Origin of the sequence: Klebsiella sp. MS 92-3, assembly GCF_000195655.1 — a bacterium.
GTDB lineage: Bacteria > Pseudomonadota > Gammaproteobacteria > Enterobacterales > Enterobacteriaceae > Klebsiella > Klebsiella pneumoniae.
Genome location: NZ_GL882850.1, coordinates 17,877 through 41,550, shown reverse-complemented (window position 1 = coordinate 41,550; position 23,674 = coordinate 17,877). Strand labels below are relative to the sequence as shown.

At 58.0% G+C, this 23,674-nt stretch carries 21 protein-coding genes; 17 read left to right on the top strand and 4 right to left on the bottom strand.

What is annotated here, in order from left to right; translation table 11 throughout:
- Positions 1-9: 9 nt before the first annotated feature.
- The 16 genes from HMPREF9538_RS05450 (at position 10) to mutT (ending at position 20,139) form a co-directional block, all read left to right on the top strand.
- The gene (locus HMPREF9538_RS05450) at positions 10-1,776 is read left to right on the top strand and encodes a peptidoglycan glycosyltransferase FtsI (RefSeq protein ID WP_002888559.1); all 1,767 of its coding nucleotides are present in this window, start codon (positions 10-12) and stop codon (positions 1,774-1,776) included.
- The gene (gene murE, locus HMPREF9538_RS05455) at positions 1,763-3,250 is read left to right on the top strand and encodes a UDP-N-acetylmuramoyl-L-alanyl-D-glutamate--2,6-diaminopimelate ligase (RefSeq protein WP_004182923.1); all 1,488 of its coding nucleotides are present in this window, start codon (positions 1,763-1,765) and stop codon (positions 3,248-3,250) included. The genes HMPREF9538_RS05450 and murE overlap by 14 nt, the downstream gene beginning before the upstream one ends.
- Complete coding sequence (gene murF, locus HMPREF9538_RS05460; protein WP_004177411.1) at positions 3,247-4,605, top strand: UDP-N-acetylmuramoyl-tripeptide--D-alanyl-D-alanine ligase; 1,359 nt, start codon at positions 3,247-3,249, stop codon at positions 4,603-4,605. The genes murE and murF overlap by 4 nt, the downstream gene beginning before the upstream one ends.
- Positions 4,599-5,681 (top strand): phospho-N-acetylmuramoyl-pentapeptide-transferase, encoded by a 1,083-nt coding sequence (mraY, locus tag HMPREF9538_RS05465; protein WP_002888562.1) that lies wholly within the window; start codon positions 4,599-4,601, stop codon positions 5,679-5,681. Before murF ends, mraY begins: the two co-directional genes overlap by 7 nt.
- A 2-nt stretch (positions 5,682-5,683) precedes the next feature.
- Entirely contained in the window at positions 5,684-7,000 is a 1,317-nt protein-coding gene (murD, locus tag HMPREF9538_RS05470; protein ID WP_004151364.1) for a UDP-N-acetylmuramoyl-L-alanine--D-glutamate ligase, read from the top strand.
- The gene (gene ftsW, locus HMPREF9538_RS05475; RefSeq protein ID WP_002888565.1) at positions 7,000-8,274 is read left to right on the top strand and encodes a cell division protein FtsW; all 1,275 of its coding nucleotides are present in this window, start codon (positions 7,000-7,002) and stop codon (positions 8,272-8,274) included. The genes murD and ftsW overlap by 1 nt, the downstream gene beginning before the upstream one ends.
- Positions 8,271-9,341: an undecaprenyldiphospho-muramoylpentapeptide beta-N-acetylglucosaminyltransferase gene (gene murG / locus HMPREF9538_RS05480; RefSeq protein ID WP_002888566.1), complete on the top strand. Its 1,071-nt coding sequence runs from the start codon at positions 8,271-8,273 to the stop codon at positions 9,339-9,341. Before ftsW ends, murG begins: the two co-directional genes overlap by 4 nt.
- 47 nt (positions 9,342-9,388) lie before the next feature.
- On the top strand, positions 9,389-10,864 hold the full coding sequence (gene murC / locus HMPREF9538_RS05485) for a UDP-N-acetylmuramate--L-alanine ligase (RefSeq protein WP_004192000.1): 1,476 nt from the start codon (positions 9,389-9,391) through the stop codon (positions 10,862-10,864).
- Positions 10,857-11,777, top strand: a complete 921-nt coding sequence (locus HMPREF9538_RS05490) for a D-alanine--D-alanine ligase (RefSeq protein WP_002888623.1) — start codon at positions 10,857-10,859, stop codon at positions 11,775-11,777. The genes murC and HMPREF9538_RS05490 overlap by 8 nt, the downstream gene beginning before the upstream one ends.
- Before the next feature lies 1 nt (position 11,778).
- Positions 11,779-12,609: a cell division protein FtsQ gene (gene ftsQ / locus HMPREF9538_RS05495; RefSeq protein WP_002888624.1), complete on the top strand. Its 831-nt coding sequence runs from the start codon at positions 11,779-11,781 to the stop codon at positions 12,607-12,609.
- Complete coding sequence (gene ftsA / locus HMPREF9538_RS05500) at positions 12,606-13,868, top strand: cell division protein FtsA (RefSeq protein ID WP_002888625.1); 1,263 nt, start codon at positions 12,606-12,608, stop codon at positions 13,866-13,868. The genes ftsQ and ftsA overlap by 4 nt, the downstream gene beginning before the upstream one ends.
- Positions 13,869-13,930: 62 nt before the next feature.
- Positions 13,931-15,082, top strand: a complete 1,152-nt coding sequence (gene ftsZ, locus HMPREF9538_RS05505; RefSeq protein ID WP_009485991.1) for a cell division protein FtsZ — start codon at positions 13,931-13,933, stop codon at positions 15,080-15,082.
- A gap of 100 nt (positions 15,083-15,182) precedes the next feature.
- Positions 15,183-16,100 carry a UDP-3-O-acyl-N-acetylglucosamine deacetylase gene (gene lpxC, locus HMPREF9538_RS05510; protein WP_002888632.1) on the top strand — a complete coding sequence of 306 codons (918 nt, stop codon included), beginning with the start codon at positions 15,183-15,185 and terminating at the stop codon, positions 16,098-16,100.
- A 322-nt stretch (positions 16,101-16,422) separates the two neighbouring features.
- Complete coding sequence (secM, locus tag HMPREF9538_RS05515; protein WP_002888635.1) at positions 16,423-16,920, top strand: secA translation cis-regulator SecM; 498 nt, start codon at positions 16,423-16,425, stop codon at positions 16,918-16,920.
- 62 nt (positions 16,921-16,982) lie between these two features.
- Positions 16,983-19,688: a preprotein translocase subunit SecA gene (gene secA, locus HMPREF9538_RS05520; RefSeq protein ID WP_002888638.1), complete on the top strand. Its 2,706-nt coding sequence runs from the start codon at positions 16,983-16,985 to the stop codon at positions 19,686-19,688.
- A gap of 58 nt (positions 19,689-19,746) precedes the next feature.
- Positions 19,747-20,139 (top strand): 8-oxo-dGTP diphosphatase MutT, encoded by a 393-nt coding sequence (gene mutT / locus HMPREF9538_RS05525; RefSeq protein WP_004145942.1) that lies wholly within the window; start codon positions 19,747-19,749, stop codon positions 20,137-20,139.
- A 52-nt stretch (positions 20,140-20,191) separates the two neighbouring features.
- Here mutT and yacG read toward each other — a convergent pair whose 3' ends face one another.
- From yacG to coaE, 3 genes are read right to left on the bottom strand one after another with little or no spacing between them, the layout of a single operon-like run.
- On the bottom strand, positions 20,192-20,386 hold the full coding sequence (gene yacG / locus HMPREF9538_RS05530; protein ID WP_002888644.1) for a DNA gyrase inhibitor YacG: 195 nt from the start codon (positions 20,384-20,386) through the stop codon (positions 20,192-20,194).
- A gap of 9 nt (positions 20,387-20,395) precedes the next feature.
- Positions 20,396-21,139, bottom strand: coding sequence for a cell division protein ZapD (gene zapD / locus HMPREF9538_RS05535; RefSeq protein ID WP_004178596.1), 744 nt, complete (start codon positions 21,137-21,139; stop codon positions 20,396-20,398).
- Positions 21,139-21,759 carry a dephospho-CoA kinase gene (gene coaE, locus HMPREF9538_RS05540; RefSeq protein WP_002888649.1) on the bottom strand — a complete coding sequence of 207 codons (621 nt, stop codon included), beginning with the start codon at positions 21,757-21,759 and terminating at the stop codon, positions 21,139-21,141. Before coaE ends, zapD begins: the two co-directional genes overlap by 1 nt.
- Before the next feature lie 343 nt (positions 21,760-22,102).
- On the opposite strand from coaE, the gene HMPREF9538_RS05550 reads away from it, so the two are divergent.
- Positions 22,103-23,146: a GMP reductase gene (locus tag HMPREF9538_RS05550; RefSeq protein WP_004145938.1), complete on the top strand. Its 1,044-nt coding sequence runs from the start codon at positions 22,103-22,105 to the stop codon at positions 23,144-23,146.
- A gap of 36 nt (positions 23,147-23,182) precedes the next feature.
- On the opposite strand, the gene HMPREF9538_RS05555 is transcribed toward HMPREF9538_RS05550, so the two are convergent.
- Positions 23,183-23,674, bottom strand: a 492-nt coding sequence (locus HMPREF9538_RS05555; protein WP_009485990.1) for a type II secretion system F family protein, incomplete at its 5' end; no start/stop codon positions are given.

Below are 23,674 nucleotides of genomic sequence, written 5' to 3'. Positions count from 1 at the left end.
TTGCGACGGATGAAAGCAGCGCCAAAAACGCCTAAAGCAAAACGTCAGGAAGAACAGGCCAACTTTATCAGTTGGCGTTTTGCGTTGCTGTGCGGCTGTATTCTGCTGGCGCTGGCTTTTCTGCTGGGTCGCGTCGCCTGGCTACAGGTGATCAGCCCCGATATGCTGGTGCGCCAGGGCGATATGCGTTCTCTGCGCGTACAGGAAGTGTCCACCGCGCGCGGGATGATTACCGATCGCTCCGGACGTCCGCTGGCGGTCAGCGTGCCGGTGAAGGCTATCTGGGCCGACCCGAAAGAGCTCCATGACGCCGGCGGGGTTACCCTGGATACGCGCTGGAAAGCGCTGGCGGATGCCCTCAATATGCCGCTGGATCAGCTGGCGACGCGCATCAATACCAATCCGCGGATGCGGTTTATCTATCTGGCGCGTCAGGTTAATCCTGACATGGCCGATTACATCAAGAAGCTGAAGCTGCCGGGCATTCATCTGCGCGAAGAATCCCGTCGGTACTACCCTTCCGGGGAAGTAACCGCTCACCTCATCGGCTTTACCAACGTCGATAGCCAGGGGATTGAAGGGGTTGAGAAAAGCTTTGATAAATGGCTTACCGGTCAGCCGGGCGAGCGTATCGTACGTAAAGACCGCTATGGCCGGGTAATTGAAGACATCTCTTCTACCGATAGCCAGGCAGCGCACAACCTGGCGCTGAGTATCGACGAACGCCTGCAGGCGCTGGTCTATCGCGAGCTGAACAACGCCGTGGCCTTTAACAAAGCCGAGTCGGGCAGCGCCGTGTTAGTGGATGTTAACACCGGTGAAGTGCTGGCGATGGCCAACAGCCCATCCTATAACCCGAACAACTTCGCCGGTACGGCAAAAGACACCATGCGTAACCGTGCGATTACCGACGTGTTTGAGCCGGGTTCGACGGTGAAACCGATGGTGGTCATGACGGCGCTGCAGCGCGGTATCGTCAACGAAAATACCGTGCTCAATACCGTGCCTTATCGAATTAACGGCCACGAAATCAAAGATGTGGCGCGCTACAGCGAATTGACCCTGACCGGGGTGCTACAGAAGTCGAGTAACGTCGGTGTTTCTAAGCTGGCGTTAGCGATGCCGTCCTCAGCGTTAGTAGATACTTACTCACGTTTTGGACTTGGAAAGGCGACCAATTTGGGGTTGGTCGGAGAACGCAGTGGCTTATATCCTCAAAAACAACGGTGGTCTGACATAGAGAGGGCCACCTTTTCTTTCGGCTATGGGCTAATGGTAACCCCGTTACAGTTAGCGCGTGTCTACGCAACGATTGGCAGCTATGGCATCTATCGCCCGTTGTCGATTACCAAGGTTGATCCTCCGGTTCCGGGCGAGCGCGTCTTCCCGGAATCACTCGTTCGTACCGTCGTTCATATGATGGAAAGCGTGGCGCTGCCCGGCGGCGGCGGTGTGAAAGCGGCGATCAAAGGCTATCGCATCGCGATTAAAACCGGTACGGCGAAAAAAGTGGGGCCGGATGGCCGCTATATCAACAAATATATTGCTTACACCGCAGGCGTTGCGCCCGCCAGCCATCCGCGCTTCGCGCTGGTGGTGGTGATCAACGACCCGCAGGCAGGTAAATACTACGGTGGCGCCGTTTCCGCGCCGGTCTTCGGTGCCATCATGGGCGGCGTATTGCGCACCATGAACATCGAGCCGGATGCGCTGGCAACGGGCGAAAAAAGTGAATTTGTAATTAATCAAGGCGAGGGAACAGGTGGCAGATCGTAATTTGCGCGACCTACTCGCTCCATGGGTGCCAAACGCACCGGAGCGCATTCTGCGAGAGATGACGCTGGACAGCCGGGTGGCTGCTTCCGGCGATCTCTTTATCGCGGTACAGGGTCATCAGGCGGACGGGCGTCGTTATATCCCGCAGGCGATAGCGCAAGGTGTGGCTGCCATTATTGCTGAAGCGCAGGGCGAAGCTAAAGACGGTGAGATCCGTGAAATGCACGGCGTGCCGGTTATCTACCTGAGCCAGCTTAATGAACGCTTATCGGCGCTGGCCGGGCGTTTTTATCATCAGCCGTCGCAGCAGCTGCGTCTGGTGGGCGTCACCGGCACCAACGGGAAAACCACCACCACTCAGCTGCTGGCGCAGTGGGCAAAGCTGCTCGGCGAAACCAGCGCGGTGATGGGGACCGTCGGTAACGGTCTGCTGGATAAAGTCGTTCCAACTGAAAACACCACCGGTTCCGCGGTGGACGTTCAACATGTGCTCTCCAGTCTGGTCGGGCAGGGGGCTACCTTCGGCGCGATGGAAGTCTCCTCCCATGGTCTGGTACAGCACCGCGTAGCGGCCCTGCAGTTTGCCGCCTCGGTGTTTACCAATCTCAGCCGCGATCATCTCGACTACCATGGCGACATGGAGCACTACGAAGCGGCGAAATGGCTGCTGTACTCCACCCATCATTGCGGTCAGGCCATCGTCAATGCTGACGATGAAGTCGGTCGTCGCTGGCTGGCAAAACTGCCGGACGCGGTGGCGGTATCGATGGAAGATCATATCAACCCGAATTGCCACGGGCGCTGGCTAAAGGCCACCGCGGTGAACTATCACGACAGCGGGGCGACCATCCAGTTTGACTCCAGCTGGGGCAAGGGCGAAATCGAAAGCCGCCTGATGGGCGCATTTAACGTCAGCAACCTGCTGCTGGCGCTGGCCACGCTGCTGGCGCTGGGCTATCCGCTGGCCGATCTGCTGAAGACCGCAGCGCGTTTACAGCCGGTGTGCGGCCGTATGGAAGTGTTCAGCGCGCCGGGTAAACCTGCCGTGGTGGTGGATTATGCCCATACGCCTGACGCGCTGGAAAAAGCGCTGCAGGCGGCACGCCTGCACTGCAGCGGCAAGCTGTGGTGCGTCTTCGGCTGCGGCGGCGACCGCGACAAAGGTAAACGTCCGTTGATGGGCGCTATCGCGGAAGAGTTTGCCGACATCGTGGTCGTTACTGACGATAACCCGCGCACCGAAGAGCCGCGGGCGATTATCAACGATATTCTGGCCGGCATGCTCGATGCAGGTCAGGCGAAGGTGATGGAAGGCCGCGCGGAAGCGGTGACCAACGCCGTGATGCAGGCGAAAGAGAACGACGTGGTGCTGGTGGCGGGTAAAGGCCATGAAGATTACCAGATCGTCGGCAACCGCCGTCTGGATTATTCCGACCGCGTGACCGTCGCGCGTCTGCTGGGAGCGGTAGCATGATTCGCTTTACGTTAAGTCAACTTGCCGCGATCGCCCATGGCGAACGGCAGGGTAGCGATGTCGCTATCGACGAGGTGACCACCGATACCCGTAAAGTGACGGCGGGCTGCCTGTTTGTGGCGCTGAAAGGGGAGCGTTTCGACGCCCATGATTTTGCCGAACAGGCGAAAGCGGCGGGCGCCGGCGCGCTGCTGGTGAGTCGTCCGCTGGCCTGCGATCTCCCGCAGGTGATTGTGAACGATACCCGGCAGGCTTTCGGTGAGTTAGCCGCCTGGGTGCGTCAGCAGGTGCCGACTCGCGTCGTCGCCCTGACCGGCTCGTCCGGTAAAACCTCGGTTAAAGAGATGACCGCGGCGATCCTCAGCCAGTGCGGCAACACACTGTATACCGCCGGCAACCTGAACAACGATATCGGCGTCCCGATGACGTTGCTGCGGCTGACCAAAGAGCATCAGTACGCGGTGATCGAACTCGGCGCCAACCACCAGGGCGAAATCGCCTGGACCGTCAGCCTGACGCGTCCGGAAGCGGCGCTGGTCAACAACCTTGCTGCGGCGCACCTGGAAGGTTTCGGTTCGCTGGCGGGCGTGGCGAAGGCGAAGGGCGAAATCTATACCGGTCTGCCGGAAAATGGCATCGCCATCCTCAATGCCGACAATAACGACTGGCTGAACTGGCAGGCGGTGATTGGCGATCGCAAAGTGTGGCGCTTCTCGCCGAACGCGGCGAACAGTGATTTCACGGCGACCAATGTGCAGATCACCAGCCACGGCACCGAATTTACGCTGCAGACCCCAACCGGTAACGTTGACGTACTGCTGCCGCTGCCGGGACGCCACAACATCGCTAATGCGCTGGCCGCCACTTCGCTGGCGATGGCGGTAGGCGCCGATTTGGCGGCGGTGAAAGCCGGACTGGCGCAGCTGCAGGCCGTTCCGGGACGTCTGTTCCCGATCCGGCTGACCGAGAGCCAGCTGCTGCTGGATGATTCCTATAACGCTAACGTTGGTTCGATGACCGCGGCGGTGCAGGTGCTGTCAGAGATGCCCGGCTTTCGCACGATGGTGGTCGGCGATATGGCAGAGCTTGGCGCGGAGAGCGCGGCCTGCCATCGCGAAGTCGGCGAAGCGGCGAAAGCGGCGGGGCTGGATTGCGTCCTCAGCGTCGGCGCCTTGAGCGCGGATATCAGCCGCGCCAGCGGCGTGGGCGAACATTTTAACGATAAAGCCGCCGTGGTGGCTCGCCTGCGCGAGCTGCTGGCGGAGCACAAAATAATGACCATTTTAGTGAAAGGTTCACGTAGTGCCGCCATGGAAGAGGTAGTACGCGCATTACAGGAGACTGGGACATGTTAGTATGGCTGGCCGAACACTTGGTCAAATATTATTCCGGCTTTAACGTCTTTTCTTATCTGACGTTTCGCGCCATCGTCAGCCTGCTGACCGCGTTGTTCATCTCGTTGTGGATGGGCCCGCGCATGATCGCCCGTCTGCAAAAACTCGCCTTTGGCCAGGTCGTACGTAACGACGGCCCGGAGTCTCATTTCAGTAAACGCGGTACTCCGACCATGGGCGGGATCATGATCCTCACCGCGATCACCGTTTCCGTTCTGCTGTGGGCCTATCCATCTAACCCGTACGTCTGGTGCGTACTGACGGTATTAATCGGCTACGGCATCATCGGTTTCGTTGATGATTACCGTAAAGTCGTGCGCAAAGATACCAAAGGCCTGATCGCCCGCTGGAAGTATTTCTGGATGTCGGTGATCGCCCTGGGCGTGGCCTTCGCGCTGTATCTGGCGGGGAAAGATACCCCGGCAACCGAGCTGGTGGTGCCGTTCTTTAAAGACGTAATGCCGCAGCTGGGGCTGTTCTATATCTTGCTGGCCTACTTCGTTATCGTCGGTACCGGCAACGCCGTCAACCTGACCGACGGCCTCGACGGCCTGGCGATTATGCCGACCGTTTTCGTCGCGGCAGGCTTTGCGCTGGTGGCATGGGCCACCGGCAACATGAATTTTGCCAACTACCTGCATATCCCGTATCTGCGCCACGCCGGCGAGCTGGTGATCGTCTGTACGGCGATTGTCGGGGCGGGGCTGGGCTTCCTGTGGTTCAACACCTACCCGGCGCAAGTCTTTATGGGCGACGTCGGTTCACTGGCGCTCGGCGGCGCGTTGGGCATTATCGCCGTGCTGCTGCGTCAGGAGTTCCTGCTGGTGATCATGGGCGGGGTTTTCGTGGTGGAAACGCTGTCGGTTATTCTGCAGGTCGGCTCCTTTAAGCTGCGCGGTCAGCGCATCTTCCGCATGGCGCCGATCCACCACCACTATGAACTGAAAGGCTGGCCGGAGCCGCGCGTTATCGTGCGCTTCTGGATTATTTCGCTGATGCTGGTGCTGATTGGCCTGGCGACGCTGAAGGTACGTTAATCATGGCAGATTATCAGGGTAAAAAAGTCGTCATTATTGGGCTGGGTATGACCGGCCTGTCATGCGTGGACTTTTTCATGGCGCGCGGCGTAACCCCGCGCGTGATGGACACCCGCGTCGCGCCTCCGGGGTTGGATAAATTACCCGAATCGGTCGAATGCCATGTCGGCGGACTCAATGATACCTGGCTGCTGGCGGCGGACCTGATTGTCGCCAGTCCGGGGATTGCGCTGGCCCATCCTTCGCTCAGCGCAGCGGCCGACGCTGGCGTAGAGATCGTTGGCGATATCGAACTGTTCTGCCGCGAAGCGCAGGCGCCGATTATCGCCATTACCGGTTCTAACGGCAAAAGCACTGTTACTACCCTGGTGGGCGAGATGGCGAAAGCCGCTGGAGTTAACGTCGGCGTGGGCGGCAATATCGGCCTGCCGGCGCTGATGCTGCTGGACACCGATCGAGAGCTGTATGTGCTGGAGCTCTCCAGCTTCCAGCTGGAAACCACCTCCAGCCTGCAGGCGGTGGCGGCAACCATCCTCAACGTGACTGAGGACCATATGGACCGCTACCCGCTGGGGCTGCAGCAGTATCGCGCGGCGAAGCTGCGGATTTACGAGAATGCGAAGACCTGCGTGGTGAACGCGGACGATGCGCTCACCATGCCGGTACGCGGGGCGGACGAACGCTGCATTAGCTTTGGCGTCGATGTCGGTGACTACCACCTTAACCGCCAGCAGGGCGAAACCTGGCTGCGCGTTAAAGGTGAGAAAGTCCTCAATGTGAAAGAGATGCCTCTCACCGGTCAGCATAACTACAGCAACGCCCTGGCGGCGCTGGCGCTGGCCGATGCCGCGGGTCTGCCGCGGGCCAGCAGCCTGAAGGCGCTGACCACCTTTACCGGTCTGGCGCACCGTTTCCAGCTGGTGCTGGATCACAACGGCGTACGCTGGATTAACGACTCGAAGGCGACCAACGTCGGCAGCACCGAGGCGGCGCTGAACGGCCTGCAGCTGGACGGCACGCTCTATCTGCTGCTGGGCGGCGACGGCAAGTCCGCTGATTTTACCCCGCTGAAGCGCTACCTCGGCGGCGATCGTATTCGCCTGTACTGCTTTGGTCGCGATGGCGCCGAGCTCGCTGAGCTGCGTCCTGAGGTGGCGGTACAAACTGAGACTATGGAACAGGCGATGCGTCAGATTGCTCCCCTGGTGAAAGCGGGGGACATGGTGCTCCTGTCGCCGGCCTGCGCTAGCCTGGATCAGTTTAAGAACTTTGAACAACGGGGCGAGATGTTTGCCCGTCTGGCGAAGGAGTTAGGTTGATGCGTTTCTCTCTCCCACGCCTGAGAATGCCGCAGCTGAGCCTGCCTCGGCTGAGACTGCCGCGATTGCCGGGGATGTTTATTTTCGCCTGGCTATTCGCTGCGCTGAAAGGCTGGGTGATGGGCTCGCGCCCGAAAGATAACGACAGTCTGGTGATGTATGACCGGATGCTGCTATGGCTGACCTTCGGCCTGGCGGCGATCGGCTTTATTATGGTGACCTCGGCGTCGATGCCGGTCGGACAGCGCCTGGCGAACGATCCTTTCCTCTTCGCCAAGCGTGACGGCCTGTACATTGTGCTGGCCTTCGCGCTGGCGATGATTACGCTACGTCTGCCGATGGATTTCTGGCAGCGCCACAGTACCGCGATGCTGATCGCCTCGATCGTCATGCTGCTGATCGTACTGGTAGTAGGCAGCTCGGTAAACGGCGCATCGCGCTGGATAGCCCTTGGTCCGCTGCGTATTCAGCCGGCGGAGTTCACCAAGCTGTCGCTGTTCTGCTACATCGCCAACTATCTGGTGCGTAAAGCCGACGAAGTGCGTAACAACCTGCGCGGCTTCTTAAAACCGATGGGTGTGATTTTCGTACTGGCCATCCTGCTGCTGGCGCAGCCTGACCTCGGTACCGTGGTGGTCCTGTTCGTCACCACGCTGGCGATGCTCTTTCTCGCCGGCGCGAAGCTGTGGCAGTTCATCGCCATTATCGGCATGGGTATTTCGGCGGTGGTCCTGCTGATCCTCGCCGAACCATACCGTATTCGCCGCGTGACCTCCTTCTGGAACCCGTGGGAAGACCCGTTCGGCAGCGGCTACCAGCTGACCCAGTCGCTGATGGCTTTCGGCCGCGGCGAGATGTGGGGGCAGGGCCTCGGCAACTCGGTGCAAAAACTGGAGTATTTACCGGAAGCGCACACTGACTTTATCTTCGCCATTATCGGCGAAGAACTCGGTTATATCGGTGTGGTACTGGCGCTTTTAATGGTATTCTTCGTCGCTTTCCGCGCCATGTCGATTGGCCGTAAAGCGCTGGAGATCGATCATCGCTTTTCCGGCTTCCTCGCCTGTGCGATTGGTATCTGGTTTAGCTTCCAGGCGTTAGTTAACGTCGGCGCGGCGGCGGGGATGCTGCCGACGAAAGGTCTGACGCTGCCGCTGATCAGTTATGGTGGTTCCAGTCTGTTGATTATGTCGACGGCCATTATGTTGTTGTTGCGAATTGATTATGAAACGCGTCTGGAAAAAGCCCAGGCGTTTACACGGGGTGTGCGATGAGCGGTCAGGAAAAGCGGTTGATGGTGATGGCGGGCGGTACCGGCGGGCATGTGTTCCCGGGACTGGCGGTCGCGCACCATTTAATGGACCAGGGCTGGCAGGTTCGCTGGCTGGGTACCGCCGATCGTATGGAAGCGGATTTAGTGCCGAAAAACGGCATCGAAATTGATTTTATCCGCATCTCCGGCCTGCGTGGCAAAGGTATCAAAGCGCAGCTACTGGCGCCGGTGCGTATCTTTAACGCCTGGCGTCAGGCGCGGGCGATCATGAAGCGTTTCCAGCCGGACGTGGTGCTGGGTATGGGCGGCTATGTTTCCGGGCCTGGCGGTCTGGCGGCGTGGTCGCTGGGGATCCCGGTGGTCCTCCACGAGCAAAACGGCATTGCCGGCCTGACTAACAAGTGGCTGGCGAAGATTGCGAAGAAAGTGATGCAGGCGTTTCCCGGCGCGTTCCCGCATGCGGACGTCGTTGGGAACCCGGTGCGCACCGATGTACTGGCGCTGCCGCTGCCAGGTCAGCGTCTGGTTGGCCGTCAGGGGCCGATTCGCGTGCTGGTGGTCGGTGGCTCTCAGGGCGCGCGCGTCCTGAACCAGACGATGCCGCAGGTGGCGGCGAAGCTCGGCGCTACGGTGACCATCTGGCATCAAAGCGGCAAAGGCGGCCAGCAAACCGTGCAGCAGGCCTATGCCGCCGCCGGACAGCCGCAGCATAAAGTGACGGAATTTATTGATGACATGGCCGCGGCGTATGCCTGGGCAGATGTTGTGGTTTGCCGTTCCGGCGCGCTGACGGTTAGCGAAATCGCGGCCGCAGGTTTACCAGCGCTGTTTGTCCCGTTCCAGCACAAAGATCGTCAGCAGTACTGGAATGCGCTGCCGCTGGAGAAAGCCGGCGCGGCGAAAATTCTTGAACAGCCTGAGTTCACGGTAGAGGCGGTTGCCTCTACCCTGGCGAGCTGGGATCGGGAAACCTTGCTGGATATGGCGGAACGAGCGCGTGGCGCTTCGATTCCGGACGCTACCGAGCGGGTAGCAGAAGAGGTCAGCGCCGTAGCTTTGGCGCGCTAATTGCGGTGATTTTCACCGCCCGAATACAGAAGTTGATGGCGTAAAGAATGAATACACAAGATTTGGCAAAACTGCGTTCCATAGTGCCCGAGATGCGTCGCGTTCGGCACATTCACTTTGTCGGCATCGGCGGTGCCGGTATGGGCGGTATTGCCGAAGTGTTGGCTAACGAAGGTTACCAGATCAGCGGCTCCGACCTGGCGCCGAATCCGGTGACCCAGCAGCTGTCGCAGCTTGGCGCCACCATTTATTTCAACCATCGCCCGGAAAACGTGCGTGATGCCAGCGTGGTTGTCGTTTCCAGCGCGATTTCGGCAGATAACCCGGAAATCGTTGCCGCGCATGAGGCGCGTATCCCGGTGATCCGTCGTGCCGAAATGCTGGCGGAACTTATGCGCTTTCGCCACGGGATCGCCATTGCCGGGACCCACGGCAAAACCACCACCACCGCGATGGTATCCAGCATTTACGCCGAGGCCGGGCTGGACCCGACCTTCGTCAACGGCGGACTGGTAAAAGCGGCGGGCGTACATGCCCGTCTTGGCCATAGCCGTTACCTGATCGCGGAAGCGGATGAGAGCGACGCGTCGTTTCTGCATCTGCAGCCGATGGTGGCCATTGTCACCAACATCGAAGCCGATCACATGGATACCTACCATGGCGACTTTGAGAATCTGAAGCAGACCTTTATCAACTTCCTGCACAACCTGCCGTTCTACGGACGCGCGGTGATGTGCGTGGACGATCCGGTGATCCGGGAACTGTTGCCGCGCGTTGGCCGGCAGATCACCACCTACGGTTTTAGCGACGACGCCGACGTACGCGTCGAGGACTATCGTCAGGTTGGGGCGCAGGGGCATTTCCGCCTGGTGCGCCAGGATAAAGCGATCCTGCAGGTGACGCTCAATGCCCCGGGACGCCATAACGCGCTGAACGCGGCGGCGGCCGTCGCTGTGGCGACGGAAGAGGGGATTGACGATCGGGCTATTCTGCGCGCACTGGAGAGCTTCCAGGGAACTGGACGCCGCTTTGATTTTCTTGGCGAGTTTCCGCTGGCCGAAGTCAACGGCAAACCGGGCAGCGCGATGCTGATCGATGATTACGGTCACCACCCGACGGAAGTGGACGCCACCATTAAAGCAGCGCGCGCCGGCTGGCCGGATAAAAACCTGGTGATGGTATTCCAGCCGCACCGTTATACCCGTACCCGCGATCTGTATGATGATTTTGCCAACGTGCTGACCCAGGTGGATGCCCTGCTGATGCTGGATGTCTATCCGGCGGGCGAAGCGCCGATCCCGGGCGCCGACAGCCGCTCGCTGTGCCGCACCATTCGCGGTCGCGGGAAAGTGGATCCGATCCTGGTGCCCGATTCGACCCAGGCCGCGGAGATGCTGGCGTCAGTCCTGACCGGCAACGATTTAGTACTGGTGCAGGGCGCCGGTAACATCGGTAAAATCGCCCGCCACCTGGCTGAAATCAAACTGATCCCGCAAAAAACGGAGGAGGAGCGCCATGGCTGATAAAATCGCGGTGCTTTTCGGTGGAACCTCCGCTGAACGTGAAGTGTCGCTGAATTCAGGCGCGGCGGTGCTGGCCGGGCTGCGTGAAGGCGGGGTGGACGCCCATCCGGTCGACCCGCGCGATGTTGATATTACCCAGCTAAAAAAGCAGGGCTTTAAGAAAGCGTTTATTGCCCTCCACGGCCGCGGCGGGGAAGATGGCACTCTGCAGGGGCTGCTGGAGTTAATCCAGCTGCCTTATACCGGCAGCGGCGTGATGGCTTCGGCGATTTCAATGGATAAACTGCGCAGCAAGTGGCTGTGGCAGGGCGCCGGATTACCGGTCGCGCCGTGGGTGGCGCTGACCCGCGCCCAGTTTGCCGCCGGGCTGTCTACTGACGTCGAACAGCAAATTGCGGCGCTGGGTCTGCCGGTCATCATCAAGCCGAGCCGTGAAGGCTCCAGCGTCGGGATGTCGAAAGTCAGCGAAAGTTGTGATTTAGCGAGTGCATTGGCGTTGGCTTTTCAGCATGATGATGAAGTTTTGGTCGAAAAATGGCTCAGTGGACCGGAATTTACCGTCGCCATAGTCGGTGAAGAAATTTTACCGTCAATACGTATCCAGGCCGCGGGAACCTTCTATGATTATGAGGCGAAGTATCTCTCTGATGAGACGCAATATTTCTGCCCAGGATTTGAAGATCCCGCGCGTGAGTCAGCTATTCAGAACCTGGTGCTTAAAGCCTGGAATGTTCTGGGTTGCAAAGGCTGGGGCCGTATTGACGTGATGCTGGACAGCGATGGCCAGTTTTATCTGCTGGAAGCGAATACTTCCCCGGGCATGACCAGCCATAGCCTTGTGCCAATGGCGGCGCGTCAGGCAGGAATGAGCTTCTCCCAGCTTGTTGTACGAATTCTGGACCTGGCGGGGTGATATGTCGCAGGCTGCGCTGAATACGCGGAACCATGAAGAAGAGGCTTCTTCTTCGCGTCGGAGTAATGGAACGCGGCTGGCAGGGATCGTTTTCCTGCTGGCGGTGCTGTTTACCGTGCTGGTCAGCGGGTGGATGGTTCTTGGCTGGATGGAAGATGCGCAGCGCTTACCGCTGTCGAAGATGGTGGTGACCGGCGAGCGTCACTATACGCGCAATGATGACATCCGTCAGGCGATCCTGGCGCTGGGTTCGCCGGGTACCTTTATGACTCAGGATGTGAACATCATCCAGAGCCAGATTGAACGTCTGCCGTGGATTAAGCAGGCGAGCGTCCGAAAGCAGTGGCCCGATGAATTGAAGATTCATCTGGTTGAATATGTGCCGATTGCGCGCTGGAATGATCAACATATGGTGGATGCAGAAGGAAATGCCTTCAGCGTGCCGGCGGATCGCACCAGCAAACAGAATTTACCGATGTTATACGGTCCCGAAGGCAGCGAGAACGAAGTGCTGCAGGGGTATCGTGACATGGGGCAGGTGCTGGCAAAGGATAAATTCACGTTGAAAGTGGCGGCGATGACCGCCCGTCGCTCCTGGCAGTTGACGCTTAATAATGACATCAAGCTCAACCTTGGCCGTGGCGATACCATGAAACGGCTTCAGCGCTTTATGGAACTCTACCCGGTTCTTCAGCAGCAGGCGCAGACCGACGGCAAACGGATTAGCTACGTTGATTTGCGTTATGACTCGGGTGCGGCAGTGGGCTGGGTACCTGCTCCCGCAGAGGAAACTAATCAACAACAGAATCAGGCACAGGCAGAACAACAATGATCAAGGCGACGGACAGAAAACTGGTAGTTGGACTGGAGATTGGCACCGCCAAGGTGGCCGCTTTAGTAGGGGAAGTTCTGCCCGACGGCATGATCAATATCATCGGCGTGGGCAGTTGCCCATCGCGTGGTATGGATAAAGGCGGTGTGAACGACCTCGAGTCGGTAGTGAAATGCGTACAGCGCGCCATCGACCAGGCCGAACTGATGGCGGATTGCCAGATTTCATCAGTTTATTTGGCACTTTCGGGTAAACATATAAGCTGTCAGAATGAAATCGGGATGGTACCGATTTCGGAAGAAGAAGTGACGCAGGACGACGTCGAGAACGTGGTCCACACCGCGAAGTCGGTTCGCGTTCGCGATGAACATCGTGTCCTGCACGTGATTCCGCAGGAATATGCTATCGACTACCAGGAAGGGATTAAAAACCCGGTAGGGCTGTCCGGCGTGCGTATGCAGGCGAAGGTGCATCTGATCACCTGCCATAACGATATGGCAAAAAACATTGTTAAAGCAGTGGAACGTTGTGGTCTGAAAGTTGACCAACTTATTTTCGCCGGGTTAGCGGCCAGTTATTCGGTATTAACAGAAGACGAACGTGAGCTGGGCGTCTGCGTTGTGGATATCGGCGGTGGTACAATGGATATCGCCGTCTACACCGGCGGCGCATTGCGTCACACCAAAGTGATCCCGTATGCCGGTAACGTGGTGACCAGCGATATCGCCTATGCCTTCGGTACGCCGCCGAGCGATGCCGAAGCGATTAAGGTTCGTCACGGATGCGCATTGGGTTCCATCGTCGGTAAAGACGAAAACGTCGAAGTACCGAGCGTTGGTGGACGTCCTCCGCGTAGCCTGCAGCGTCAGACGTTGGCAGAGGTGATTGAACCGCGCTATACCGAGCTGCTTAACCTGGTCAATGAAGAGATCCTGCAGCTGCAGGAACAGCTCCGCCAGCAGGGTGTTAAACATCATCTGGCGGCGGGGATTGTGTTAACCGGCGGCGCGGCGCAAATTGAAGGTCTGGCGGCCTGTGCGCAGCGCGTGTTCCATACTCAGGTGCGCATTGGCGCGCCGCTGAACATCACCGGTTTAACCGACTATGCCCAGGAGCCGTATTATTCAACGGCGGTGGGGCTGCTGCACTACGGAAAAGAGTCACATCTCAGTGGTGAAGCGGAAGTAGAAAAACGCGTGACGGCCTCAGTGGGCTCGTGGATTAAGCGACTCAACAGCTGGCTGCGAAAAGAGTTTTAATTTTTTAAGAGAACGCAGACAATTAGCGTTCTCAGGCGACAGGCACAAGACGGAGAGAAACTATGTTTGAACCTATGGAACTGACCAACGACGCGGTGATTAAAGTCATCGGCGTCGGTGGCGGCGGCGGTAACGCCGTTGAACACATGGTGCGCGAGCGCATTGAGGGTGTTGAATTCTTCGCGGTAAACACCGATGCGCAGGCGCTGCGTAAGACGGCGGTTGGCCAGACTATCCAGATCGGTAGCGGTATTACCAAAGGTCTGGGCGCGGGCGCGAACCCGGAAGTCGGCCGTAACGCGGCTGATGAAGACCGTGAAGCGCTGCGCGCAGCCCTTGATGGCGCAGACATGGTGTTCATCGCGGCAGGCATGGGCGGCGGTACCGGTACCGGCGCGGCGCCCGTAGTCGCGGAAGTGGCGAAGGATCTGGGGATCCTCACCGTTGCGGTGGGCACTAAGCCGTTTAATTTTGAAGGTAAGAAGCGCATGGCGTTCGCTGAGCAGGGGATCACCGAGCTGTCCAAGCACGTTGACTCACTGATCACCATCCCGAACGACAAGCTGCTGAAGGTCCTGGGTCGTGGAATTTCCCTGCTCGACGCATTCGGCGCGGCAAACGACGTCCTGAAAGGCGCGGTGCAGGGTATCGCCGAACTGATCACCCGTCCGGGTCTGATGAACGTCGACTTCGCGGACGTCCGTACCGTGATGTCTGAAATGGGCTACGCGATGATGGGCTCCGGGGTGGCGAGCGGTGAAGACCGTGCGGAAGAAGCGGCTGAAATGGCTATCTCTTCTCCGCTGCTGGAAGATATCGACCTGTCAGGCGCGCGCGGCGTGCTGGTCAACATTACTGCGGGCTTCGACCTGCGTCTGGACGAGTTCGAAACTGTGGGTAACACCATCCGTGCTTTTGCCTCGGATAATGCGACCGTGGTTATCGGTACCTCTCTGGACCCGGATATGAACGACGAGCTGCGCGTGACCGTAGTGGCGACCGGTATTGGCATGGATAAGCGTCCGGAAATCACCCTGGTAACCAACAAGCAGGTTCAGCAGCCGGTGATGGATCGTTACCAGCAGCATGGTATGTCGCCGCTGACGCAAGAGCAGAAGCCGGCAGCCAAAGTGGTGAACGACAATACGCCGCAAACCGCGAAAGAGCCGGATTATCTGGATATCCCAGCCTTCCTGCGTAAGCAAGCCGATTAAGAATCGACTGGAAGTTGGGCATCTGCGCTCTTTGTGCTAAACTGGCCTCCCGATAGTGGTGTACACTTCGGTTGGATAGGTAAATTGGCGAGATTATACGATGATCAAACAAAGGACTCTTAAACGTATCGTTCAGGCGACTGGCGTCGGTTTGCATACCGGCAAGAAAGTCACACTGACGTTACGCCCTGCGCCGGCAAATACCGGGGTCATCTATCGTCGCACCGACTTGAATCCACCGGTAGATTTTCCGGCTGATGCCAAATCTGTGCGTGATACCATGCTCTGTACTTGCCTGGTTAATGAGCATGACGTGCGGATTTCTACGGTTGAACACCTGAACGCCGCATTGGCTGGCCTGGGTATCGACAACATTATTGTTGAAGTCGATGCGCCGGAAATCCCGATTATGGACGGCAGTGCGGCTCCGTTCGTTTATCTGTTGCTGGACGCCGGCATTGATGAACTGAACTGCGCCAAGAAATTTGTACGTATCAAAGAGACGGTTCGCGTCGAAGATGGCGACAAATGGGCTGAATTCAAACCGTACAATGGTTTTTCGCTGGACTTCACCATCGATTTTAACCATCCAGCGATTGATGCCAGCACCCAGCGCTATACGCTGAACTTCTCGGCCGATGCGTTCATGCGTCAGATTAGCCGTGCGCGTACCTTCGGTTTTATGCGCGATATCGAATATCTGCAGTCCCGCGGCCTGTGCCTGGGCGGCAGCTTCGATTGTGCCATCGTTGTTGACGATTATCGCGTACTGAACGAAGACGGTCTGCGCTTTGAAGACGAATTTGTTCGCCACAAAATGCTGGATGCGATCGGTGACCTGTTTATGTGTGGTCACAACATTATCGGCGCATTCACGGCGTACAAATCGGGTCACGCGTTGAACAACAAACTGCTGCAGGCGGTTCTGGCAAAACAGGAAGCCTGGGAGTATGTGACCTTCGAAGACGACGCAAAACTGCCAATGGCGTTCCGCGCACCGTCGATGGTTCTGGCGTAAGCCTGACCATTCAGTAAATTCGACTGGTAACCTGGTACTCTCTCCGACCAGGGAGCCAGTCGTTTTTCTTTTATAGCACCCTCCAGTTATTTTCGCTGCGATCCCTGGATAATAATTAGCGTGCGTTCGCTGCTTTATTAAGCGTTTTCGCCGGGCAATCGCCTTCATTCATGCTGCCTCAGGCCGGTATTAATGTTAGTATTTGAGCGCAAAATTATTTCTCAGGGTTGCTTTACCCCGTGGACATCAGGTTGTCCTGCGAAAAACATCAATAAAGAGACAGCCTGAACGACGACGGGTCTAGCAAAGAAAGGTAATGAACGTGAGTGGATTGCTGACGCGCTGGCGACAGTTTGGCAGACGGTATTTTTGGCCGCATCTCCTGTTGGGGATGGTCGCGGCCAGCCTCGGCCTGCCTGCGCTAAGCAACGGTCACGAGACCGCGGCGCCAGCGAAGGCGACCGCCAGCAATCACAACCCGAGCAAGGTTAATTTCTCTCAGCTGGCGCTTCTGGAGACGAATCGCCGGCCCAGCTTTACCGTCGACTACTGGCATCAGCACGCCATTCGCACCGTTATTCGTCATCTCTCCTTCGCCATGGCGCCGCAGGCGCTGCCGGTGGCGGAAGAAACTTCCCCGCTGCAGGCTCAGCATCTGGCGCTGCTCGACACCCTCAGCGCGCTGCTGACGCAGGACAGCACGCCGCCGGTGGTGATCCGCCAGGCGGGTTACATCCCTTCTTCATATTCTGCCTTCCGCGTCAGCGCCTGGATAAGCCAGGTGGCGGGGATCCGCGCAGGGCCTCAACGTCTCAGCTGAAAATAACCACGGACCATCCTATTTTTTGTGACTCCGCACCGCGGGGCGTTTGAGATTTTATTATGCTTATCAAAATGTTAACCAAGGTTTTCGGCAGCCGTAACGACCGTACGCTGCGTCGTATGCGCAAAGTCGTCAATATCATCAACGGCATGGAACCGGCGATGGAAAAACTCTCTGATGACGAGCTGAAAGCGAAAACCGCTGAATTCCGCGCGCGCCTGGAAAAAGGCGAAACGCTGGAAAGCCTGATCCCTGAAGCTTTCGCCGTCGTTCGCGAAGCCAGTAAGCGCGTATTCGGCATGCGCCACTTCGACGTCCAGCTGCTGGGTGGTATGGTGCTTAACGATCGCTGCATCGCCGAGATGCGTACCGGTGAAGGTAAAACCCTGACCGCGACCCTGCCGGCGTACCTCAACGCGCTAACCGGCAAAGGCGTTCACGTAGTGACCGTCAACGACTATCTGGCCCAGCGTGACGCCGAAAATAACCGCCCGCTGTTTGAATTCCTGGGCATGACAGTTGGCATCAACATGTCCGGCCTGCCGGCGCCGGCGAAGCGTGAAGCTTACGCTGCCGATATCACCTATGGCACCAACAACGAATACGGCTTCGACTACCTGCGCGACAACATGGCCTTCAGCCCGGAAGAGCGCGTTCAGCGTAAACTGCACTATGCGCTGGTGGATGAGGTGGACTCCATCCTGATCGATGAGGCGCGTACGCCGCTGATCATTTCCGGCCCGGCGGAAGACAGCTCTGAAATGTACCGCAAGGTAAACAAAATCATCCCGCATTTGATCCGCCAGGAAAAAGAGGATTCGGATACTTTCACTGGCGAAGGCCACTTCTCGGTGGATGAAAAAGCGCGTCAGGTTAACCTGACCGAACGTGGTCTGGTGCTGATTGAAGAGCTGCTGGTACAGGAAGGCATTATGGATGAAGGTGAGTCCCTGTACTCTCCAACCAACATTATGCTGATGCACCACGTTACCGCCGCGCTGCGCGCCCATGCGCTGTTCACCCGCGACGTTGACTACATTGTCAAAGATGGCGAAGTTATCATCGTCGATGAGCACACTGGCCGTACGATGCAGGGCCGCCGCTGGTCCGATGGTCTGCACCAGGCCGTTGAGGCCAAAGAGGGCGTGGAGATCCAAAACGAGAACCAGACTCTGGCCTCTATCACCTTCCAGAACTACTTCCGTCTGTACGAGAAGCTGGCGGGGATGACCGGTACAGCCGATACCGAAGCCTTTGAATTCAGCTCTATCTATAAGCTGGATACCGTGGTTGTACCGACCAACCGTCCGATGATCCGTAAAGACATGGCGGATCTGGTCTATATGACCGAAGCGGAAAAAATTCAGGCAATTATCGAAGATATCAAAACTCGTACCGCTGCCGGTCAGCCGGTGCTGGTGGGGACTATCTCGATCGAAAAATCTGAAGTGGTTTCCCGCGAACTGACTAAAGCCGGCATCAAGCACAACGTCCTGAACGCCAAATTCCACGCCAGCGAGGCGGATATCGTCGCCCAGGCGGGCTACCCTTCCGCGGTGACCATCGCCACCAACATGGCGGGTCGTGGTACCGATATTATGCTCGGCGGTAGCTGGCAGGCGGAAGTCGCTGCGCTGGAAAACCCAACGCCAGAGCAGATTGAGAAAATCAAAGCCGACTGGCAGGTACGCCACGATGCGGTACTGGCCGCAGGCGGTCTGCACATCATCGGTACCGAGCGTCATGAATCTCGCCGTATCGATAACCAGCTGCGCGGCCGTGCTGGTCGTCAGGGGGATGCCGGTTCTTCCCGCTTCTACCTGTCAATGGAAGATGCCCTGATGCGTATCTTCGCCTCCGATCGCGTGTCTGGCATGATGCGTAAACTGGGAATGAAACCAGGTGAGGCGATTGAGCACCCGTGGGTCACCAAGGCGATCGCCAACGCCCAGCGTAAAGTGGAAAGCCGTAACTTCGATATCCGTAAGCAGCTGCTGGAATATGATGATGTGGCCAACGACCAGCGCCGGGCGATCTACACCCAGCGTAACGAGCTGCTGGACGTGTCTGACGTCAGCGAAACCATCAACAGCATCCGCGAAGACGTCTTTAAGGCGACGATCGATGCCCATATTCCGCCGCAGTCGCTGGAGGAGATGTGGGATATCGAAGGTCTGCAGGAGCGTCTGAAAAACGACTTCGACCTCGACCTGCCAATCAAAGAGTGGCTGGATAAAGAGCCGGAGCTGCATGAAGAGACCCTGCGCGAACGTATTCTGCAGAGCGCGGTAGAAACCTACCAGCGTAAAGAAGAAGTGGTCGGCGCCGAGATGATGCGCCACTTCGAGAAAGGCGTGATGCTGCAGACTCTGGATTCGCTGTGGAAAGAGCACCTGGCGGCGATGGATTACCTGCGCCAGGGTATCCACCTGCGCGGCTATGCGCAGAAAGATCCGAAGCAGGAGTACAAGCGCGAATCGTTCTCAATGTTTGCCGCGATGCTGGAGTCACTGAAGTATGAAGTGATCAGCACCCTGAGCAAAGTCCAGGTGCGGATGCCGGAAGAAGTCGAGGCGATGGAACAGCAGCGTCGTGAAGAGGCCGAGCGCCTGGCGCAGATGCAGCAGCTCAGCCATCAGAGCGATGATGAAGCCGCAGCCCAGGATCTGGCGGCGCAAACCGGCGAACGTAAAGTGGGCCGTAACGATCCGTGCCCGTGCGGCTCCGGCAAAAAGTACAAACAGTGCCACGGCCGTCTGAGCTAAGGTCTGATAAAACAAACAAAGGCGCAGAGTTCTGCGCCTTTTTTATGGAGCGCATTCAATGAAAAAACTGCAAATCGCCGTCGGGATAATTCGCAATCCGCAAGGCGAAATCTTTATTACCCAGCGCGCCGCCGATGCCCATATGGCGAATAAGCTGGAGTTCCCGGGCGGGAAGATTGAATCTGATGAGACGCCTGAGCAGGCGCTAATCCGCGAACTGCAGGAGGAAGTTGGGATTACGGTCACCACCTCTTCGCTCTTTGATAAGCTGGAGTATCAGTTCCCCGATCGCCATATTACGCTGTGGTTTTTCCTCGTGGAAAGTTGGCAAGGCGAGCCGTGGGGTAAAGAAGGGCAGCCGGGTCGGTGGATGGCGGGACCAACGTTGGATCCGGCGGCGTTTCCTCCGGCGAATGAACCGGTTATCAGCAAACTTATCGCCCAGGGCTGAGCCCCGGGGCGCGAGGCTAACCCGCCAGGCGCCGGGTTAGCTTGCCATCAAATCAGGGTTGCTGCTCGCTCCAGTCATCGCTATCGGAGAGATCCCCCGCGCTGGGGATGCGCTTCTCTTCCGCTGCCCATTCTCCCAGATCGATCAGTTGGCAGCGCTTGCTACAGAACGGACGAAACGGACTCTGCTCGCCCCACACCACAGTTTTGCCGCAGGTCGGGCAGTTGACGATAGTCTCTTCTGACATGTTATCTCCTTAACAGCAGGCCAGTTCAAAATCAAAGCGCTCCGGCACGATCCCATATTCACTGTCCAGCGCCAGGAAACGGATGGCGAAACGGCTCTTATGGCCGGAAATTTGCGGATAAAGCTGGTGAGCCAGATCGAGACGCAGGCGCAGCAGATCGGCATCTTCGCCATTATCCTGATAAAAGCCGTTGAGGCTGGTCTGTTTGCGGAACAGCGCGGAGTTGCGGATAAGATCGAGGATCAGGCTCAGGGACTGGACCAGCGGATCGAGGCTGGCAAGCCAGCTGGCCACCTGCTCGTCGCGATGCGCCTGTGGCATATGGAGCCAGATATGCAGGGTCGGTAAATCGAAGCTGCAGCAGCCGCCAGGAATACTCAGGCGCTGACGCACCAGCGCAATCAGGCGATCTTCACGCAGAAACTGACCAATGCGCGGCGCGGCCATCAGGGTGCTGGAGGACTGCTTCAACTGGTGGCGCAGCTCGTTTATGCGCTCCTGATCGACGCCCGGCACTTCTGCCCATGACTGGAGCTTACGCTGCTGGCGTTCCAGCTCTTTAACCAGGTCAGTGCGCACCTCGCCGCGCTCCAGGACATCCAGCAGATCGCCGGCGTTACGGAAAAAATGGAGCGCATCGGCATGGCTGGCAATCTGCGGACGGAAAGCCATCTGCTGGATCAGAAATTCGATGCGCAGCCAGGTGCGCATTTTCTCATTAAGAGGATGTTCAAACAGAACGGGGGTATGCATTACGAGTTTTCCTGTGAGGCGGCCTGCGATGCCAGCGTTAAATACTTTTCGTGCAGGCGGGCAACATCCGATGCCACTGCATCCGGCGTGCCAGTGTTTTCAATAACATCGTCCGCGACGGCCAGGCGCTGCTGGCGCGTGGCCTGGGCGGCAAGAATATGTTCAGCATGTTCGCGGCTGACCTTATCGCGCAGCATGGTGCGTTCGATTTGCGTCTCTTTCGGCACATCGACGACCAGTACGCGATCGGCCTGGCCGGACAGGCGGTTTTCGACCAGCAAAGGTACGACCCAGAGGAGATAAGGGGAGGTGGCGGCCTGCATCTGGCGGCGCGTTTCCTGCTGAATCAGCGGGTGCAACAGCGCATTGAGCCAGGCTTTTTCCTCCACGTGAGCAAAAATTTTTTCCCGCAGCAGGCGGCGGTTCAGCGTGCCGTCGGGGGCAATCATCTGTGGTCCAAAGTGGCCGACAATGGCCTGGAGCGCCGGGGTACCGGGCTCGACCACCTGACGGGCGATAACATCGGCATCGATAACCTTAACCCCAAGCTGCGCGAAGGCGTCGGCGACCGTACTTTTACCGCTGCCGATCCCGCCTGTTAACGCGACTGTGTACCCCATATCTTCTGACCCTGAAACGGATTGCTCGTATTTTTTGCAGGCAGACAGCGATGACTGGCAGCGCGCCGGGGAGGCGACAGTGAGCATGTCGTGAGGGCCCCGCGCCAACCGGGATCGCCGTCCGCTATACTGTTTGTTTTAATCAAGCAAATCAAATGGTTAAAAACAATACTCCGGCAGGGGAAGGCATAGGCGCCTTTTTCTCCATTCACCAGGTAAATTTATACGATTGTAGCGTAAAAAAAGTGAAAATCGCAGTCTTGCGCGGGCCTGATTCGCGCGTATGATAACGTCACTGGAGTTGTGCTCTCACATTCATGCCATTAACCCCAGGAATTCGCACATGCGTATTGAAGAAGATCTGAAGCTTGGTTTCAAAGACGTTCTTATCCGCCCGAAACGCTCTACCCTCAAAAGCCGTTCTGATGTTGAGCTGGAACGTGAATTCACCTTTAAACATTCAGGCCTGACCTGGTCCGGCGTGCCGATTATTGCGGCTAACATGGATACCGTCGGCACCTTCAGCATGGCTAAAGCGCTGGCCACTTTTGGTATTCTGACCGCGGTACATAAGCACTACACCGCTGAAGAATGGTTGGCGTTTACCCAGGGCGCATCCGCGGACGTACTCAAGCATGTGATGGTTTCCACCGGCACGTCCGATGCGGATTTCGAAAAAACCCAGCAGATCCTCTCTCAGAACCCACAGCTGAATTTTGTGTGTATCGACGTCGCCAACGGCTACTCTGAGCACTTTGTACAGTTCGTGGCGAAGGCGCGCGAAGCCTGGCCGCAAAAAACTATCATCGCCGGGAACGTGGTCACCGGTGAAATGTGCGAAGAGCTGATCCTCTCCGGCGCCGATATCGTCAAAGTTGGCATCGGCCCGGGATCCGTCTGCACCACCCGCGTTAAGACCGGGGTCGGCTATCCGCAGCTCTCCGCCGTGATTGAGTGTGCCGATGCGGCGCACGGCCTTGGCGGCCAGATCATCAGCGACGGCGGTTGCACCATGCCGGGCGATGTGGCGAAAGCTTTCGGCGGCGGCGCTGATTTCGTGATGCTTGGCGGCATGCTGGCGGGCCATGAAGAGAGCGGCGGAACCATCGTTGAAGAAAACGGAGAGAAATTCATGCTGTTCTACGGCATGAGCTCCGAGTCGGCGATGACCCGCCATGTGGGCGGTGTCGCGAAATACCGCGCGGCGGAAGGCAAAACCGTTAAGCTGCCTTTGCGTGGACCAGTTGAGAATACCGCACGTGATATTCTCGGCGGCCTGCGTTCTGCCTGCACCTACGTTGGCGCCTCGCGTCTGAAAGAGCTGACCAAGCGTACGACCTTTATCCGCGTTCAGGAACAAGAGAACCGGGTATTCAATAGCCTGTAATCGGCTGCACTGGCGCCTGCGCGGCGCCAGTGTTTCTCATCCTCCCGCCCCGCCAATGGCATCGCCCAGGTGAAAAACGGGCAAATACATTGCCACCACCAGAATCCCGACCAGCGAGCCGGTTATCACCAGCATCATGGGTTCAAGATGCGCAGCCAGACTATCGGCTCGCTGATAGGTTTGCTCGCGATGGTGATGCGCCAGGTTTTCCAGCATCTGATCCAGCGCTCCCGCGCTTTCCCCCGTGCGGATGAGCTGCAGGCACAGCGGTGTAAAACCGCCGCAGCGGCTTAACGCCTGCCAAATCGGCTCCCCCTGAACGATCAGCGCGCGGGCCTGCGCCAGACGCTGGCGCCATAGCGGGCACGACAGGGACTCTTCAACGCTTTGCAGCCCCTGCAGAAAGCTAATACCGGCGCTTTGGGTTAACGCCAGGATGGTGAAGATCAGGCTCAGCTGTTGTCCGCCGATCAGGGAGCCAATGAGAGGGAGCGCGTTAAGCAACCGCTGGCGGCGCAGCAACCAGTC

What these genes read in the sequence shown, in the direction of transcription:
- HMPREF9538_RS05450 (WP_002888559.1), top strand. Translation starts at nt 10, where the DNA reads ATGAAAGCAGCGCCAAAAACGCCTAAAGCAAAACGTCAGGAAGAACAG.
- murF (WP_004177411.1), top strand. Translation starts at nt 3,247, where the DNA reads ATGATTCGCTTTACGTTAAGTCAACTTGCCGCGATCGCCCATGGCGAA.
- mraY (WP_002888562.1), top strand. Translation starts at nt 4,599, where the DNA reads ATGTTAGTATGGCTGGCCGAACACTTGGTCAAATATTATTCCGGCTTT.
- murD (WP_004151364.1), top strand. Translation starts at nt 5,684, where the DNA reads ATGGCAGATTATCAGGGTAAAAAAGTCGTCATTATTGGGCTGGGTATG.
- ftsW (WP_002888565.1), top strand. Translation starts at nt 7,000, where the DNA reads ATGCGTTTCTCTCTCCCACGCCTGAGAATGCCGCAGCTGAGCCTGCCT.
- murG (WP_002888566.1), top strand. Translation starts at nt 8,271, where the DNA reads ATGAGCGGTCAGGAAAAGCGGTTGATGGTGATGGCGGGCGGTACCGGC.
- murC (WP_004192000.1), top strand. Translation starts at nt 9,389, where the DNA reads ATGAATACACAAGATTTGGCAAAACTGCGTTCCATAGTGCCCGAGATG.
- HMPREF9538_RS05490 (WP_002888623.1), top strand. Translation starts at nt 10,857, where the DNA reads ATGGCTGATAAAATCGCGGTGCTTTTCGGTGGAACCTCCGCTGAACGT.
- ftsQ (WP_002888624.1), top strand. Translation starts at nt 11,779, where the DNA reads ATGTCGCAGGCTGCGCTGAATACGCGGAACCATGAAGAAGAGGCTTCT.
- ftsA (WP_002888625.1), top strand. Translation starts at nt 12,606, where the DNA reads ATGATCAAGGCGACGGACAGAAAACTGGTAGTTGGACTGGAGATTGGC.
- ftsZ (WP_009485991.1), top strand. Translation starts at nt 13,931, where the DNA reads ATGTTTGAACCTATGGAACTGACCAACGACGCGGTGATTAAAGTCATC.
- lpxC (WP_002888632.1), top strand. Translation starts at nt 15,183, where the DNA reads ATGATCAAACAAAGGACTCTTAAACGTATCGTTCAGGCGACTGGCGTC.
- secA (WP_002888638.1), top strand. Translation starts at nt 16,983, where the DNA reads ATGCTTATCAAAATGTTAACCAAGGTTTTCGGCAGCCGTAACGACCGT.
- mutT (WP_004145942.1), top strand. Translation starts at nt 19,747, where the DNA reads ATGAAAAAACTGCAAATCGCCGTCGGGATAATTCGCAATCCGCAAGGC.
- yacG (WP_002888644.1), bottom strand. Translation starts at nt 20,386, where the DNA reads ATGTCAGAAGAGACTATCGTCAACTGCCCGACCTGCGGCAAAACTGTG.
- zapD (WP_004178596.1), bottom strand. Translation starts at nt 21,139, where the DNA reads ATGCATACCCCCGTTCTGTTTGAACATCCTCTTAATGAGAAAATGCGC.
- coaE (WP_002888649.1), bottom strand. Translation starts at nt 21,759, where the DNA reads ATGGGGTACACAGTCGCGTTAACAGGCGGGATCGGCAGCGGTAAAAGT.
- HMPREF9538_RS05550 (WP_004145938.1), top strand. Translation starts at nt 22,103, where the DNA reads ATGCGTATTGAAGAAGATCTGAAGCTTGGTTTCAAAGACGTTCTTATC.